13 protein-coding genes are annotated in these 15,658 nt (G+C 61.2%); 6 read left to right on the top strand and 7 right to left on the bottom strand.

Annotated elements, in window-relative coordinates:
* The 4 genes from FBY03_RS14230 to FBY03_RS14215 form a co-directional block, all read left to right on the top strand.
* Positions 1-1,107, top strand: a 1,107-nt coding sequence (locus FBY03_RS14230; protein WP_147173026.1) for a glycerate kinase, incomplete at its 5' end; no start/stop codon positions are given.
* Positions 1,104-2,519, top strand: coding sequence for a pyruvate kinase (pyk, locus tag FBY03_RS14225; RefSeq protein ID WP_147173025.1), 1,416 nt, complete (start codon positions 1,104-1,106; stop codon positions 2,517-2,519). The genes FBY03_RS14230 and pyk, both read left to right, overlap by 4 nt.
* A gap of 258 nt (positions 2,520-2,777) precedes the next feature.
* Positions 2,778-3,695 carry an urea transporter gene (locus FBY03_RS14220; protein WP_147173024.1) on the top strand — a complete coding sequence of 306 codons (918 nt, stop codon included), beginning with the start codon at positions 2,778-2,780 and terminating at the stop codon, positions 3,693-3,695.
* 80 nt (positions 3,696-3,775) lie between these two features.
* A complete protein-coding gene (locus tag FBY03_RS14215) occupies positions 3,776-4,615 on the top strand; it encodes an ion transporter (RefSeq protein ID WP_147173023.1) in 840 nt (279 codons plus the stop codon).
* Positions 4,616-4,666: 51 nt separating this feature from the next.
* Here FBY03_RS14215 and argR read toward each other — a convergent pair whose 3' ends face one another.
* From argR to acs, 7 genes are all read right to left on the bottom strand, one after another.
* Positions 4,667-5,647 (bottom strand): transcriptional regulator ArgR, encoded by a 981-nt coding sequence (argR, locus tag FBY03_RS14210; protein ID WP_147173022.1) that lies wholly within the window; start codon positions 5,645-5,647, stop codon positions 4,667-4,669.
* Between the two features lie 63 nt (positions 5,648-5,710).
* Positions 5,711-6,475 (bottom strand): ABC transporter ATP-binding protein, encoded by a 765-nt coding sequence (locus FBY03_RS14205; protein ID WP_147173021.1) that lies wholly within the window; start codon positions 6,473-6,475, stop codon positions 5,711-5,713.
* Between the two features lie 18 nt (positions 6,476-6,493).
* Entirely contained in the window at positions 6,494-7,606 is a 1,113-nt protein-coding gene (locus FBY03_RS14200; protein ID WP_147173020.1) for a succinylglutamate desuccinylase/aspartoacylase family protein, read from the bottom strand.
* Between the two features lie 10 nt (positions 7,607-7,616).
* Entirely contained in the window at positions 7,617-8,315 is a 699-nt protein-coding gene (locus FBY03_RS14195; protein ID WP_147173019.1) for an ABC transporter permease, read from the bottom strand.
* 16 nt (positions 8,316-8,331) lie between these two features.
* Entirely contained in the window at positions 8,332-9,021 is a 690-nt protein-coding gene (locus FBY03_RS14190) for an ABC transporter permease (RefSeq protein ID WP_147173018.1), read from the bottom strand.
* A 252-nt stretch (positions 9,022-9,273) separates the two neighbouring features.
* On the bottom strand, positions 9,274-10,053 hold the full coding sequence (locus FBY03_RS14185; protein ID WP_147173017.1) for an ABC transporter substrate-binding protein: 780 nt from the start codon (positions 10,051-10,053) through the stop codon (positions 9,274-9,276).
* A gap of 639 nt (positions 10,054-10,692) precedes the next feature.
* Positions 10,693-12,648, bottom strand: coding sequence for an acetate--CoA ligase (acs, locus tag FBY03_RS14180; RefSeq protein WP_147173016.1), 1,956 nt, complete (start codon positions 12,646-12,648; stop codon positions 10,693-10,695).
* A gap of 799 nt (positions 12,649-13,447) precedes the next feature.
* On the opposite strand from acs, the gene FBY03_RS14175 reads away from it, so the two are divergent.
* Together FBY03_RS14175 and FBY03_RS14170 are read left to right on the top strand one after the other, a co-directional pair.
* Positions 13,448-15,106 carry a nitrite/sulfite reductase gene (locus FBY03_RS14175; protein ID WP_147173015.1) on the top strand — a complete coding sequence of 553 codons (1,659 nt, stop codon included), beginning with the start codon at positions 13,448-13,450 and terminating at the stop codon, positions 15,104-15,106.
* On the top strand, positions 15,090-15,590 hold the full coding sequence (locus FBY03_RS14170; protein ID WP_147173014.1) for a DUF934 domain-containing protein: 501 nt from the start codon (positions 15,090-15,092) through the stop codon (positions 15,588-15,590). The genes FBY03_RS14175 and FBY03_RS14170 overlap by 17 nt, the downstream gene beginning before the upstream one ends.
* The last annotated feature ends 68 nt before the right edge of the window (positions 15,591-15,658 follow it).

Raw genomic sequence — 15,658 nt, 5'->3', positions numbered from 1 at the left:
GAGTGGCAAGGGGAAGTCTCCGGCCTGGTGGTGACCCGCTACGAGCACGGCGCCCATTGCCAGAAGATCGAGGTGGTGGAAGCCGCCCACCCGGTACCGGACGACGCCGGCGAGCGGGTCGCCCGCCGCGTGCTGGAACTGGTCAGCAACCTGCAAGAGTCCGACCGGGTGATCTTCCTGCTGTCCGGCGGCGGTTCTTCCCTGCTGGCCCTGCCCGCCGAGGGCATCACCCTGGCCGACAAGCAGGCGATCAACAAGGCGCTGCTCAAGTCCGGCGCGACCATCGGCGAGATGAACTGCGTGCGCAAGCATCTCTCGGCGGTCAAGGGCGGGCGTCTGGCCAAGGCCTGCTGGCCGGCCAGCGTGTACACCTACGCGATCTCCGACGTGCCGGGCGATGAAGCCACGGTGATCGCCTCCGGGCCGACGGTGGCCGACCCGACCACCTCGGTGCAGGCCCTGGCGATTCTCGCCCGCTACAGCATCGAGATCCCGGCCAATGTACGCGCCTGGCTGCAGGACCCGCGTTCGGAGACGGTCAAGCCGGGCGACCCCTGCCTGAGCCGCAGCCACTTCCAGCTGATCGCCACGCCGCAGCAGGCGCTGGATGCCGCCGCCGCCAAGGCCGAGGCCGCCGGTCTGCCGACCCTGATTCTCGGCGACCTGGAGGGCGAATCGCGCGAGGTGGCCAAGGTGCATGCCGGCATCGCCAAACAGGTGCTGCTGCACGGCCAGCCGCTCAAGGCGCCGTGCGTGATCCTCTCCGGCGGCGAAACCACGGTCACCGTGCGTGGCAACGGCCGCGGCGGGCGCAACGCCGAGTTCCTCCTCAGCCTGACCGACAGCCTCAAGGGCCTGCCCGGGGTCTATGCCCTGGCCGGTGACACCGACGGCATCGACGGCTCGGAAGACAACGCCGGCGCCATCATGACCCCCGACAGCCATGCCCGCGCCGCGGCGCTGGGCCTGAGCAGCAGCGACGAGCTGGACAACAACAACGGCTACGGCTACTTCGCCGCCCTCGAGCAACTGATCGTCACCGGGCCGACCCGTACCAACGTCAACGATTTCCGCGCCATTTTGATCCTAAAGGACCCTGCCCAATGAACGCCGACAAGAAAGTAAAAATCCTCGCCACCCTCGGCCCGGCGATCAACGGCATCGACGACATCCGCCAGCTGGTCGAGTCCGGGGTCAACCTGTTCCGCCTCAACTTCAGCCATGGCGAGCACGCCGACCACGCCCAGCGCTACCACTGGGTGCGTGAAGTGGAGCAGCGCCTGAACACGCCGATCGGCATCCTCATGGACCTGCAGGGACCGAAGCTGCGCGTCGGCCGGTTCAAAGACGGCAAGGTCAACCTGGAGCGCGGCCAGGCCTTGCGCCTGGACCTGGACCCCACTCCGGGCGACGCCCGCCGGGTTTGCCTGCCGCACCCGGAAATCATCGAAGCGCTGCAGCCGGGAATGAACCTGCTGCTCGACGACGGCCGCCTGCGCCTGCAGGTAACCGCCAAGCATAGCGACGCCATCGACACCCAGGTGATCGCCGGCGGCGAGCTGTCCGACCGCAAGGGCGTCAACGTGCCGGAGGCGGTGCTGCAACTCAGCCCGCTGACCGAGAAAGACCGCCGCGACCTGACCTTCGGCCTGGAGCTGGGTGTGGATTGGGTGGCGCTGTCGTTCGTCCAGCGCCCCGAGGACATCCTCGAGGCGCGCGAGCTGATCCAGGGCAAGGCCTTCATCATGGCCAAGATCGAGAAGCCCTCGGCGGTGCAGCAGATCGAAGCCATCGCCCAACTGTGCGACGCGATCATGGTCGCCCGTGGCGACCTCGGCGTGGAAGTGCCGGCGGAAAACGTGCCACGCATCCAGCGGGACATCATCCGCACCTGCCGCCAGCTCGGTAAGCCGGTGGTGGTGGCCACGCAGATGCTCGAATCTATGCGCTTCTCCCCGGCGCCGACCCGCGCCGAGGTCACCGACGTGGCCAACGCCGTGGCCGAAGGCGCCGATGCAGTGATGCTGTCGGCCGAGACCGCCTCCGGCGACTACCCGCTGGAAGCCGTGCAGATGATGAGCAAGATCATCCGCCAGGTGGAAAGCGGCCCGGACTTCCAGGCCCAGCTCGACGTCAGCCGCCCCCAGGCCGAAGCCACCGCCTCGGATGCGATCAGCTGCGCGATCCGTCGCATCAGCTCGATCCTGCCGGTGGCCGCGCTGGTCAACTACACCGAGTCCGGCGCCAGCAGCCTGCGCGCCTCGCGCGAGCGGCCGAAGACGCCGATCCTCAGCCTGACCCCGAACCTGCACACCGCACGGCGCCTGACCGTCGCCTGGGGCATCTACTCGGTGGTCAACCCGCGCCTGCATGAAGTCGAGGAAGTCACCAGCACCGCCCTGAGCATCGCCCAGGCCCAGGGCATGGCCCAGACCGGCGACACCGTGGTGATCACCGCCGGCGTACCCTTCGGCCAACCGGGCAGCACCAACAGCCTGCGCATCGAAACCTTGCAGTGAAGCAACCGAGGGTGGGTTAGCCGCGCGCAACATCTCGCTCTAGCCGCTCACAACTGCGAACCCACCAGGTCGCAACTGAAAATTTATGTCCGCCTGGTGGGTTACCGCGCAACGCATTGGCGCATGTGACCGACGTTAGGTACCAGGCGCCTAACCCACTCAAGGTCTATACGACATGAATCCCACGCTGGCATGGCCAGTTTGCAGGCGTCCGTTATTCACATAGCGGGCGCCTCTTTTTATTCAGGTTAACCGAGCATGCAACACCTGCCTCTGCCTCCCTCCACCCGACGCGGCTTCATCGGTTTGCTCAATGGCTTCAGCCAGATATTCCTGCAAAGCCATCCTGGCTGCGGCCTGCTGATGCTGCTGGCGATTGCCATCGGGGCGCCGGCATTGCTCGGTGGCGCCCTGCTCGGTGGCTTGAGCAGCATGCTCACCGCACAACGACGAGGCTACCCCCAGACCGATATCGACATCGGCCTGTACGGCTATAACGGCATCCTGCTCGGCATGTTGATCAGCATGACCTTCGCCTGGTCGCCGACCCTGCCGTTGCTGATCATCGTCACTGGCGGCCTGTCCAGCCTGATCCTGGCACCCTGGATGCAACGCTTGCGTAAGCGCCACTGGCTGCCAGCCTTCACCTTTCCCTTCGTCGCCCTCAGCTGGATTCTGCTATCGCTCGCAGCGCCCTTGCAGCTACAGGTGCAACCCAGCCCCCTCCCCCTGCTAAGCGACCTCGACTGGCTGAATGTCGTGGCTGCGCTGCTGCGCGGACTGGGGCAGGTCATTTTTCTCGATCAACCGCTGGCGGGCCTTTTCTTGCTGAGCGGGTTACTGTTGGCTGACCGCCGCGCAGCGCTCTGGGCATTGCTCGGATCGGCTGGCGGATTGAGCCTGGCGCTCTGTCAGGGCTGGCCACAGCACAGCGCCCTGGCGGGCTTGTATGGTTATAACGCCGCACTGGCCGGCATTGCCTTGAGCCAAGTACATCGCCAGCCCTGGGCACCACTGCTGGGCATTCTCCTCGCCCTGCTCGTGCAGCCTGGCTTCACGGCCCTTGGCCTGCCGGCGCTAACCATGCCATTCATCCTCGCCTGCTGGCTGATCAACGCAGGCCAACGCCTGCTGCGTTCCACCGACACGACGAGCAGGCGCACCCGCGAGGAGTGAGCTGGAGCACTTGCACCGCGTAGGTAAAACTCCCTAGGCTGCTCGCCAATGCGCAGAAAGGAAGTCCTCAGGACCCGCTCATGGATAATTCACCCGATTGGCGCCAGCGCCTGTACATCATCATCTTCTTTACCGACACGCCGGCCGGGCAACGTTTCGACCGTTACCTGCTGCTGACCATTCTGGCCAGCCTGGTGGTGGTGATGCTCGACAGCGTCAACGATGTGCACAGCCAATACGACCAGTGGTTCACCAGCCTCGAGTGGGGCTTCACCGCCCTGTTCGCCGCCGAATATCTGGTGCGGCTGTATTGCTCGCCCAAGCCACTGCGCTACGCCTTCAGTTTCTATGGGCTGATCGACTTGCTGGCCATCCTGCCCGCTCTGCTCACCCTGCTCTACCCGGATGCCCAGTACCTGCTGATCATCCGGGTGATCCGCATGCTGCGGGTGTTCCGCGTACTCAAGCTCAGCCCCTATTTGCGCCAAGCCAACTTCCTGCTCACCGCTCTGCGCGGCAGCAAACAGAAGATCACCGTGTTCTTCGCCTGTATCGCCACCCTGGTCACGGTGTTCGGCACCTTGATGTACGTCATCGAAGGTCCGACGCATGGTTTCACCAGCATTCCCAAGGGAATTTATTGGGCGGTGGTGACCCTGACCACCGTCGGCTTCGGCGACATCGTGCCGAAAACCCCACTAGGCCAGGCACTGTCGACGCTGGTGATGATCACCGGCTATTCGATCATCGCCGTGCCGACCGGCATTTTCACCGCGGAGCTGGCCAGCGCCATGCGCAGTGGCGAGGAACACCTCACACACCCCTGCCCGGTGTGCGCGAAGAACACGCACGAACAGCATGCAGCCTTCTGCAACCGCTGCGGCAATCCACTGTTTGCGCGCAAGGCCGAGCCAGACTGAGGCTGTATCGCTGGGCCAGAAAAAACCCGCAGATGCTTGCGGGTCTTGTTGTTAGCTGCGCTCAATCGGCGTAGAGGTCAGCTCAAAGGGGCTGTTGCTACGTCGTAGGTTGCGGTCTTCGCGCGGGGTCGCGCCGAAGAAGTTGCGATAGGCGCTGGAAAAATGCGGGCCGGAGGAGAAGCCGCAGGACAGACCGATCTGGATGATCGACTTGCTGGTCTGCATCAGCAACTGGCGCGCCTTGTTCAAACGCAGCTCCAGGTAGTACTGACTGGGGACCCGGTTGAGGTACTGCTTGAAGATGCGCTCCAGCTGACGCCGCGACACACACACATGCTGCGCGATTTCGTCGGTGGTGAGGGGCTCCTCGATATTCGCCTCCATCAGCAATACCGCCTGGGTCAGCTTCGGGTGGCTGGAACCCAGACGATTCTGCAATGGAATGCGCTGGCGCTCGCCACCCTCACGAATGCGCTCGACCACCAGCTCTTCCGACACAGCGCCCGCCAGCTCGGCGCCGTGATCGCGCGCCAGCAGCGCCAGCAGCAGATCCAGAACGGCTAGACCACCGCACGCGGTCAGCCGGTCGCGATCCCAGTCGAACAAGTGACTGGTAGCGATAACCTTGGGAAACCGTTCGGTGAAATCGTCCTGCCAGCGCCAGTGCACCGCGGCACGATAGCCGTCGAGCAAGCCCAACTGGGCCAACGGATAAACCCCGGCGGATATCGCACCAATCACACAGCCGGCGCGCACCAGTTGCTTAAGCGCGCCAGACAACGCAGGCGGCATCGGCGCTGGCGGCTCGTCGGCGAGCAGAAACAGCTTTTGACAGCCCTCCAGCTTGCCGACCCATGACTCACCCGGAAGACGCCACGCGCCGTCGACCGGCGCGTCTGCCTGGAGGAATGACAGTTCGTAGACCACCTCTGGGTGGACACGCTGGGCGACGCGTAACGCTTCCTCAGCCAACGCCAACGTCATGGGTTTGGTGTTGGACCACAGCAAGAAGCCGATTCGATTGGCAGTCATGTAGGCAGTTTAGGCTCTGTTGGCTTTTAGGGGCATAACGTGGTGCACAGACCTCGCTGCCACTTACTTCAGGCTACCAGACAAGAACTGCTGCAGTCGCTCGGACTGCGGATTGACCAGTACTTCTTTCGGGCAACCACGCTCCTCCACTACACCTTTGTGGAGGAACACCAACTGGTTTGAGACCTCGCGGGCGAAGCCCATCTCATGGGTCACAACCACCATGGTGCGGCCTTCCTGGGCCAGGTCCTGCATGACCTTGAGCACCTCGCCGACCAACTCCGGATCGAGCGCCGAGGTCGGCTCATCGAACAGCATCACTTCGGGCTCCATCGCCAGGGCACGGGCAATCGCCACGCGCTGCTGTTCGCCGCCACTCATGTGCGCCGGATAGGCATCCTTGCGGTGCGCCACACCGACCTTGTTCAGGTAGTGCTCGGCCTTTTCCAAGGCCTCTTTCTTCGACAGGCCCAGCACATGCACCGGCGCTTCCATGACGTTTTCCAGGGCACTCATGTGCGACCACAGGTTGAAATGCTGAAACACCATGGCCAGGCGCGAGCGCATGCGCTGCAACTGCTTGGGGTCGGCGGCCTTGAGCGCGCCCTCCTTGTTGGCCACCAGTTTCAGCTCTTCATCGTTGAGCAAAATCTTGCCGCCGTGGGGCTGCTCCAACAGGTTGATGCAGCGCAGAAAGGTACTCTTACCTGAACCGCTGGAGCCAATGATGCTGATCACGTCGCCGGCTTTTGCAGCCAGGGACACACCCTTAAGCACTTCGTGACTGCCGTAACGCTTGTGCAGATCCTGAACTTCAAGTTTGTACATGGTTTCCACTCTCTTGAATCAGTCGCTGAGCAAGCGACCCTGGCGAATAGGGGTACGACCGGCCACCTTGGCCAGCCATAAACCAGGCTGGGCAAAGCGCATCCGTTCACGAACATAGAGCACACCGTCAGTCGATGCGCAGACGGTACTGTGGCAATCGCCCAGCGGGTCGATTACCTCGAATAGCGGATCACCCACTTTGACCTGGGCGCCCACCGGTTGCAGGAAGCTGACCACCCCGGCATGGGGCGCATAGACATACTCGGCACCTTCGAATGGCGTGGCCTCGCAGCACTCGGCAGGCACTGCAGGCCAGTCACCGGCGATCAGACCCTGCTCGGCGAGAAACGCCAGAATACTTTCGGCACTGGCTTCGGCTTGCGACTTGTCGGTGTCGGCCATGCCGCCCAGCTCGACGGTGGTGGCCAGGCATGCCAGCGGAATATCAGCCTCGGGAAAGCGTCGCGCCAGCCGCAACCAGGGCAGCGAGCAGGCTTCATCGAAGGAGTTACCGCCACCATCCTCGGTTAATAGCACCGCACCAGCCTTGAGTCGCGCCGCTAACGAGCGCCATTGCAACCAGTGCTGCGGGATCGCATACAGATGCACCACCGCCTCGAAGTCGCAGTGCAGGTCGAGCACCACATCGGCATCGCAGGCATGCTGGAGCAACAAGCGCTGCAACCCCTCCAGCTCGGAAGAGGCTAGCGGCAGGGAGTCCAGCGCTTCGAGCATCGCCGCGCGGATCAACCGCACATTGTTCGACCCATCGCTGCTCAGGCAACCGTCCAGCGCGGGTGCGATAGCCTCGGCCAACGCGAAGAAATCGCGGTTGAAGTTCTTCCCGCTGGCCATTTCAAAACGGCCCTGCTGAGTGGCCTGGAAGACCTGCGCCAGGCCAATCGGGTTGGCCACCGGCACCAGTTCGATCACCCCGTTCAGGCGACCCTGGCTCTCCACTTCACGCAAGCGTCGCTTGAGTTCGACGGCGACCCGCATACCGGGCAGCTCGTCGGCATGCAGGGAAGCCTGGATATAGGCTTTGCGCGAACCGCTGCCGAAACGGAACACGCTCAAGCGGCGTTCGGTACCGGGGCAGCCCCAGGGCAGTATGTGCTCGATCCGCTGCATCGTGCCCTCCTCAGGCCTTTCGCGGCGCTAGGTAAACCAGCCAGCGGCGTTCTGCCCGCTTGAACAGGCGCACCAGGATGAAGGTCAGGCACAGGTAGAACAGACCGGCGGTGATGAACGCTTCGAACGGCAGGTAGTGTTGCGAACTGACTGTACGCGCGGCACCGGTGATGTCGATCAGGGTAACGATCGACGCCAGGCTGGTGGTGTGCAGCATCATGATCACTTCGTTGCTGTACTGCGGCAGCGCCCGACGCAAGGCCGACGGCAGGAGGATGCGCCGGTACAACTTGAAGCGCGACATACCCACCGCCTTGGCCGCTTCGATCTCGCCAGGCGGCGTGGATTTCAGGCTGCCGGCGAGAATTTCTGCGCTGTAGGCACTGGTGTTGATGCCAAAGGCCAAACAGGCGCAGAAGGTCGCATTGGACAAGTACGGCCACATCACGCTGTCGCGCACCGCTTCGAACTGGGCCAGGCCGTAATAGATCAGGAACAGCTGTACCAGCATCGGCGTGCCGCGAACCACATAGGTGTAGAGCCAGGCCGGGAAGTTGACCAGCGGTGACTTGGACACCCGCATCAGCGCCAGCGGGATCGCCATCGCCAGGCCAACAGCCAAGGAAATCAGGAGAAGTTGCAGGGTCACCAGTACACCGCCCAAGTACAGCGGCAGGCTTTCCCAGATCACGTTGAAGTCGAAGATCATGCGTTCGCTCCCATGTTCACAGATCGGCGACTTTGGTGCCGACCGAGTAGCGTTTCTCGATGAAGCGCAGGGCCAGCAGCGACACACTGGTCAGCACCAGATAGAGGGCCGCGACCGCCAGGTAAAAGGTGAAGGGTTCCCGCGTGGCGTCGGCCGCGCTTTTCGCCTTGAACATCATGTCTTGCAGGCCGACCACGGAAATCAGGGCGGTGGCTTTGGTCAGCACCAGCCAATTATTGGTGAACCCGGGGATGGCGAAACGGATCATCTGCGGCACCAGCACCCGGAAGAACACCTGCATACCGCTCATGCCATAGGCCGCGCCCGCCTCGCTCTGCCCCTTGGGGATCGCCATAAAGGCGCCGCGGAAGGTTTCCGAGAGGTAGGCTCCGAAGATGAAGCCCATGGTGAACACACCGGCGATAAACGGGTTGATGTCGATGTACTGGTCATAACCGAACATCGGTGCCACGCGGTTAACCATGTCCTGACCGCCGTAGAAGATCAGCAGGATCAGCACCAGATCGGGAATGCCGCGAACCACAGTGGCGTAAGTTTCACCCAACAGTGCCAGCCACTTGATCGGCGAAAGACGAAATGCCGCGCCCAACAGACCCAGGAAAATCGCCACCGCCACCGAGGAGAGGGCCAACATCAGGGTGAGCCAGGCACCTTCGAGAATGGTCGAGCCGTAGCTTATCAGCATGCTCTAGTACCTCATGCGGGCGCCGGGCGGCGCCGAAGAGTACAACGAAAAAGTGGCAGGAATTGCGCGTCAACCACTGACCTATGAGGCTAGTTCAATTAGTCAATTTTCGGCGACCAACGCCCAGCTGCATCGCGGCTGCTGGCCATAGCCGGACTCGCCGCAACTTAGCGCAGAATCTCAGTCATCCGAACTCGAGTTAACTAACCAACCTACAGGTCACTCGCTCGCGCCACTTTCAGTGGAAAACGCTTACTCGCCGTAAACGTCGAAGGCAAAGTACTTGTCCTGTACTTCCTTGTATTTGCCGTTGGCACGAATGCCGGCGATGGCTGCGGTAATTTTGTCGGCCAGCGCCTTGTCGCCCTTACGCACGGCGATACCGGCGCCTTCACCGAAGTACTTCTGCTCTTTGAAATCCGGACCGACCAAGGCGAAGCCTTTACCGGCGTCGGTCTTGAGGAAGCCGTCATCGATGTTCACAGCGTCGGCCAGGGTGGCATCCAGGCGACCGGCAGTCAGGTCGAGGAAAATCTCGTTCTGCGAGCTGTAACGCACCACTTCTACGCCAGCTGGAGCGAACACGTCGGAGGCATAACGGTCATAGATGGACGCACGCTGCACGCCGACCTTCTTGCCTTTCAAATCGACCAGCGGATCATTGATCTCGGTGCCAGCCTTCATCGCCAGTTTGGCCGGGGTGTGGTAGTACTTCTTGGAGAAGTCCACCGACTTCAGACGATCTTCGGTGATGGTCATCGAGGACAGTACGGCATCGAACTTGCGTACTTTCAGGGCTGGGATCAGACCATCGAACTCCTGCTCGATCCACTTGCACTCGACCTTCATCTCTTCGCACAGGGCGTTGCCGATGTCGTAGTCGAAACCCGTGATATTGCCTTCCGGAGTCTTGTAGGCGAACGGTGGGTAAGCCGCTTCGATGCCGATACGCAGAGGTTTGGCTTCTTCAGCCATGGTCAGCGGTGACAGCACGGATAACGCCAGTGCGCCGAGAAGTGCAATCTTCTTCATCTTGTGACTCCTTCGAATGGGAATGGCTGTGGATGGCAGTGCACGCATGCCGATGCGCACGCCCCAACCGCACATAAAGCCTGGGGAAAGCTGCGGTCATTCTGCGTGTCACGCAGACCACAAAAGCCTCCGACTGGGTGTGGCGCATTCTAGCGACAGGCCGAAAGTCGATATTTCCTCAATGCGACAAGTAATTACAAAACACCAGAGCGCACCAGGAAGGCGCATTGACAGCCCCCGCAAAATATGCGGAGACGAAAAAGACGGGTAACAGATGATAAAAGCAATTAACGCGCCGTTTTTTATAGAACCCTTATTTATAGGACCTTACAGCACTTTTTATTATTCATGGCGACAGCAGCGACTGGATGACGCCGAACGAAAACGTTCCCCCACGCCCCACTTCCCTGCAGGCTGTTACCTGCCTCGGTGACAACTCTTGCGGATGACCAAACACCATATTCATCGATAATTAGCCAATTCCAGGATATCTGCCGCCAACCCATCGCTTGAGCATGAGCGATCGCTACGCCAGCTCAGATGCCCGTCAGATGGTTTCGGCAAATTAACGCCCCGTAAAACACAACGCCCCGCCTCGGCTGTATACCGAAGCAGGGCGCTTATTAAGGGAGATGTAGCTTAGGCAGCCTGCATAGCCCGGTGTGCATCGATCAAGTGTTGCACTACACCCGGATCGGCCAGGGTGGAAATATCGCCCAAGGCATCGTATTCGGCGCTGGCAATCTTACGCAGTATCCGCCGCATGATCTTGCCCGAGCGGGTCTTAGGCAGTCCCGGCGCCCACTGAATCGCATCTGGCGAAGCGATCGGACCGATCTCCTTGCGCACCCAGTTCCTCAGCTCCTGGCGCAGTTGTTCGCTGGGCTCCTCACCACTGTTGAGGGTGATGTAGACATAAATACCCTGCCCCTTGATGTCATGGGGTACTCCCACCACCGCGGCTTCCGCGACTTTCGGGTGAGCCACCATGGCACTCTCGATCTCGGCGGTACCCATGCGGTGACCGGACACGTTGAGCACGTCGTCGACCCGACCGGTGATCCAGTAGTAACCATCCTCGTCGCGACGCGCACCGTCGCCGGTGAAGTACATGCCCTTGAAGGTCTTGAAGTAGGTGTCGACGAAGCGATCATGGTCGCGGTACAGGGTACGCGCCTGGCCCGGCCAGGTATCTATAATCACCAGATTGCCCTCGGTGGCCCCCTCGAGCAGGTTGCCCAGGTTATCCACCAATGCCGGCTGCACGCCAAAGAACGGACGGGTCGCCGAGCCTGGCTTGAGCGCAGTAGCGCCCGGCAGCGGACTGATCAGGATGCCGCCGGTTTCGGTCTGCCACCAGGTATCGACAATCGGACAACGCTCCTGGCCAATGGTCTTGTAGTACCAGTTCCAGGCTTCCGGGTTGATCGGCTCGCCGACCGAACCGAGCAAGCGCAGGCTCTTGCCGTCGGCCCCCTGCACCGCAGCATCGCCCTGGGCCATCATCGCGCGGATTGCGGTCGGCGCGGTGTAGAGGATATTCACCTGATGCTTGTCGATGATTTTCGACATCCGGGTGATGTCCGGATAATTCGGCACCCCCTCGAACAGCAGAGTGGTCGCCCCATTGGCCAGTGGCCCGTAGACAATGTAGCTATGACCGGTGACCCAGCCGACGTCGGCGGTGCACCAGTAGATATCGCCAGGCTTGTAGTCGAAGACTCGCTCATGGGTCAGTGCGGCATACAACAGGTAACCGCCGGTGGTGTGCTGCACGCCCTTCGGCTTGCCGGTGGAACCGGACGTATAGAGGATGAACAGCGGCTCTTCGGCGCCCATCTCCTTCGGCGCACACACGCTGCCGGCGACCTTCATCAGCTCCTCGTACCAAATATCGCGGTGCGGATTCCACTTGATCTCGCCAGCGGTGCGCTTGCACACGATGACCTTCTGCACGCTGGCCGTTTCCGGGTTGGTCAGGGCGTCATCGACGTTAGCCTTGAGTGGCGTCGCCTTGCCGGCCCGCAGGCCTTCGTCGGCGGTAATCACCACCTTGGACCTGCAGTCGATGATGCGCCCCGCCAACGCCTCGGGAGAAAAACCGCCAAACACCACCGAGTGAATGGCGCCGATGCGGGTACAGGCGAGCATGGCCACCACCGCCTCCGGGATCATCGGCATATAGATGGTCACTACATCGCCACGATGCACGTCCTGACCGCGTAGCGCGTTGGCGAACTTGCACACCTGTTCATGCAATTCACGGTAGGTGATGTTGCGTTGCTCTGACGGATCGTCGCCTTCCCAGATGATTGCCAGTTGGTCGCCGCGCTCTTCCAGGTGACGGTCCAGGCAGTTGTAGGAAACGTTGAGGGTGCCGTCGGCGAACCACTTGATGTCGACGTGATGATCGTCGAAGGAGGTCTGCTTGACCTTGCTGAACGGCTTGATCCAGTCGAGACGCTGGGCCTGCTCACGCCAGAAACCATCGGGATTGATCACCGACTGCTGGTACATGGCTTTGTAGGTAGCCTCATCGGTCAACGACTGAGCCGCCACCTCGGGGCGCACGGGATACAGGAACGCAGCACTCATCAGAAATACCTCGATGGATAGTTGTTTTTCTATGGGTGCATTTTGTAGCTGCAGCGCCCTATTTGAGCCATACGACCATCGTATTACCGCTCTACGACAAGAGTCTTGGGCAGCCTGACGGCAGGTTAGTGCGCTCTAAGCGAACACACGTCGGGCCAGATCCGGAACACCGTCAATGCTCCAGGGACGTTCGCAAGGATCGGGATAGGACTTATCGAAGAAGTGAAACCTGGAGTTGTTTCGAAATCATCGCAGCAGCTCCGGGCAAGCGGCGCGGGCCATCCACAACGACGCACATCGGCACACCGACAGGCAGCGAAGCGCATCAGCAGCAACAATAAAATAAGGTTCCAGGCAAAGGACCTGTGCGTCAGCCCCCCACTGCCCAACAGACAAATAAATAGCTGGCACCAGTCACCTCGCACCAGCTTGAAACGGCACACGCTAATTAATGCTGACTGACCCAAAATACCGCCGTGGCTACGGCAATCAGGATCAGCGCAAAGATCGCGCGGGCATCGACAACACTGTCGCGCTTGTCGGATTCGGAAAGATCGGTCATTGGCTGGCCCTTTATTTATGCTTATGGTTGGTTCGCCTGTGCAGTTAAGACCAGGTCGGCAACTAGCTCAAGCACTGCGGTTATGCCTTTAACCCCACTTAGAACTAAACGATCTGCACATATGCGAAAGCTTCACTTTTGCGCATAACACTGAGCTGGTATCGTGCCCACGCTCCGCGAGGAGTGCGCGGCCGTGCGCGCTGAGAGACAGTAAGCAGCCTGACTACAGGACAGTTCATGTACGTATATGACCAGTACGATCAACATATCATCGAGAGCCGCGTTAAGCAGTTCCGTGATCAAACCCGCCGCTACCTGGCTGGCGAGCTGAGTGGCGAAGAATTCCGCCCGCTGCGCCTGCAGAATGGCCTGTACATTCAGCGCTACGCGCCGATGCTGCGCATCGCCGTGCCCTATGGCCTGCTGTCGTCGACTCAGGTGCGCAAACTGGCGCAGATTGCCCGCGACTACGACAAGGGTTACGCGCATATCAGCACCCGGCAGAACGTCCAGTTCAACTGGCCGGAGCTGGAAGCCATTCCCGATATCCTCGGCGAACTGGCGACCGTGCAGATGCATGCGATCCAGACCAGCGGCAACTGTATCCGCAACACCACCACCGACCAGTTCGCCGGCGTCGCCGCCGATGAGTTGATCGATCCGCGCCCCTGGTGCGAGATCATCCGTCAGTGGTCGACCTTCCACCCGGAATTCGCCTACCTGCCGCGTAAATTCAAGATTGCCGTGAATGGCGCGGTCAGCGACCGTGCGGCCATCGAAGTGCATGACGTGGGCCTCGAGGCGGTACGCAACGACGCCGGCGAACTGGGCTTTCGCGTCTCCGTCGGTGGCGGCCTGGGTCGTACGCCGATCGTCGGCAGCTTCATCAACGAGTTCCTGCCGTGGCAGCACCTGCTGAGCTATCTCGACGCCATCCTGCGTGTGTACAACCGCTACGGTCGTCGCGATAACAAGTTCAAGGCGCGCATCAAGATCCTGGTCAAAGCCTTGACCCCTGAGGTCTTTGCGGAAAAAGTCGCGGCGGAATGGGCTCACCTGAAAGATGGCCCCACCACCCTCACCGACGCCGAAGTGCAGCGGGTTTCGCAGTTCTTCGTCGACCCCAGCTACAAGGCCCTGGAAGACCAGAGTGCAGCGCTCGCCGCACTGGACGCCGAACACCCGGGCTTCGCTCGCTGGCGTGCACGCAACACCGCGGCCCACAAGAAGCCGGGTTATGTCGCCGTGACCCTGTCGCTCAAGCCTACTGGCGTAGCGCCGGGCGACGTCACCGACAAGCAGCTGGACGCGATTGCCGATCTGGCCGATCGTTACTGCTTCGGTGAAGTACGCAACTCCCACGAACAGAACATCATTTTCGCCGACGTCGAGCAGAGCCAGCTGTTCCAGCTGTGGGGCGAGCTGCGCGACAACGGCTTCGCCACACCGAACATCGGTTTGCTGACCGACATCATCTGCTGCCCGGGCGGTGACTTCTGCTCCTTGGCCAACGCCAAGTCGATCCCGATTGCCGAAGCCATTCAACGCCGTTTCGAAGATCTCGACTATCTGTTCGATATCGGCGAGGTCGACCTGAACATCTCCGGCTGCATGAACGCCTGCGGCCATCACCATGTCGGCCATATCGGCATCCTCGGCGTGGACAAGAAAGGCGAGGAGTTCTACCAGGTCTCCCTCGGTGGCAGTGCCAGCCGTGATGCCAGCCTGGGCAAGATCCTCGGCCCCTCGTTCGCCCAGGACGACATGGCAGACGTGATCGAGAAAGTCATCAAGGTCTACGTTGAACAGCGCACCGAAGACGAGCGTTTTATCGACACCTACCGCCGTATCGGTATCGACCCCTTCAAGGAGCGCGTCTATGCAGCGAATCATTAAGAACCATCAAGTCATCGACGAAACCTGGCACCTGCTGGACAAGGACGCAACGCTGGACGGCCTGTCCAACTGCGACGACTTGATCGTCCCGCTGCAGCTGTGGCGCGATCACGGTCATGCCCTGAAAGCCCGTGACGGCGGGTTAGGTGTATGGCTGGACGCCGACGAGGAGGTCGAAGAAATTGCTGACGACCTCGCTCATTTCCAGGTTATCGCCCTGAACTTCCCCAACTTCGCCGACGGCCGCCACTTCTCCAGCGCTCGCCTGCTGCGTGAACGTTACGGCTATAAGGGCGAAGTGCGGGCCATCGGCGATGTGCTGCGCGACCAGCTGTTCTTCATGCAGCGCTGCGGCTTCGATGCCTATGCCATTCGCCCGGACCGTGATCCGTACGAGGCACTGGAAAGCCTGAATGACTTCGATGAGGTCTACCAGGCCGCCACCGACCAGCCACAGCCACTGTTCCGCCGTCGCCAACACTGAGTGACTGACTAGCCAACAACCAGCCCCGCGAATGCGGGGCTGGTTGTTTCCCGCGCCTGAAAACACGA

The sequence above is a fragment of the Pseudomonas sp. SJZ079 genome (assembly GCF_007993865.1).
Lineage (GTDB): Bacteria > Pseudomonadota > Gammaproteobacteria > Pseudomonadales > Pseudomonadaceae > Aquipseudomonas.
The sequence above is the reverse complement of the archived record's forward strand: the minus strand, read 5'-3'. Positions and strand labels throughout refer to the sequence as shown.

Coding starts and splice junctions, on each gene's coding strand:
- pyk (WP_147173025.1), top strand. CDS start 1,104: ATGAACGCCGACAAGAAAGTAAAAATCCTCGCCACCCTCGGCCCGGCG.
- FBY03_RS14220 (WP_147173024.1), top strand. CDS start 2,778: ATGCAACACCTGCCTCTGCCTCCCTCCACCCGACGCGGCTTCATCGGT.
- FBY03_RS14215 (WP_147173023.1), top strand. CDS start 3,776: ATGGATAATTCACCCGATTGGCGCCAGCGCCTGTACATCATCATCTTC.
- argR (WP_147173022.1), bottom strand. CDS start 5,647: ATGACTGCCAATCGAATCGGCTTCTTGCTGTGGTCCAACACCAAACCC.
- FBY03_RS14205 (WP_147173021.1), bottom strand. CDS start 6,475: ATGTACAAACTTGAAGTTCAGGATCTGCACAAGCGTTACGGCAGTCAC.
- FBY03_RS14200 (WP_147173020.1), bottom strand. CDS start 7,606: ATGCAGCGGATCGAGCACATACTGCCCTGGGGCTGCCCCGGTACCGAA.
- FBY03_RS14195 (WP_147173019.1), bottom strand. CDS start 8,315: ATGATCTTCGACTTCAACGTGATCTGGGAAAGCCTGCCGCTGTACTTG.
- FBY03_RS14190 (WP_147173018.1), bottom strand. CDS start 9,021: ATGCTGATAAGCTACGGCTCGACCATTCTCGAAGGTGCCTGGCTCACC.
- FBY03_RS14185 (WP_147173017.1), bottom strand. CDS start 10,053: ATGAAGAAGATTGCACTTCTCGGCGCACTGGCGTTATCCGTGCTGTCA.
- acs (WP_147173016.1), bottom strand. CDS start 12,648: ATGAGTGCTGCGTTCCTGTATCCCGTGCGCCCCGAGGTGGCGGCTCAG.
- FBY03_RS14175 (WP_147173015.1), top strand. CDS start 13,448: ATGTACGTATATGACCAGTACGATCAACATATCATCGAGAGCCGCGTT.
- FBY03_RS14170 (WP_147173014.1), top strand. CDS start 15,090: ATGCAGCGAATCATTAAGAACCATCAAGTCATCGACGAAACCTGGCAC.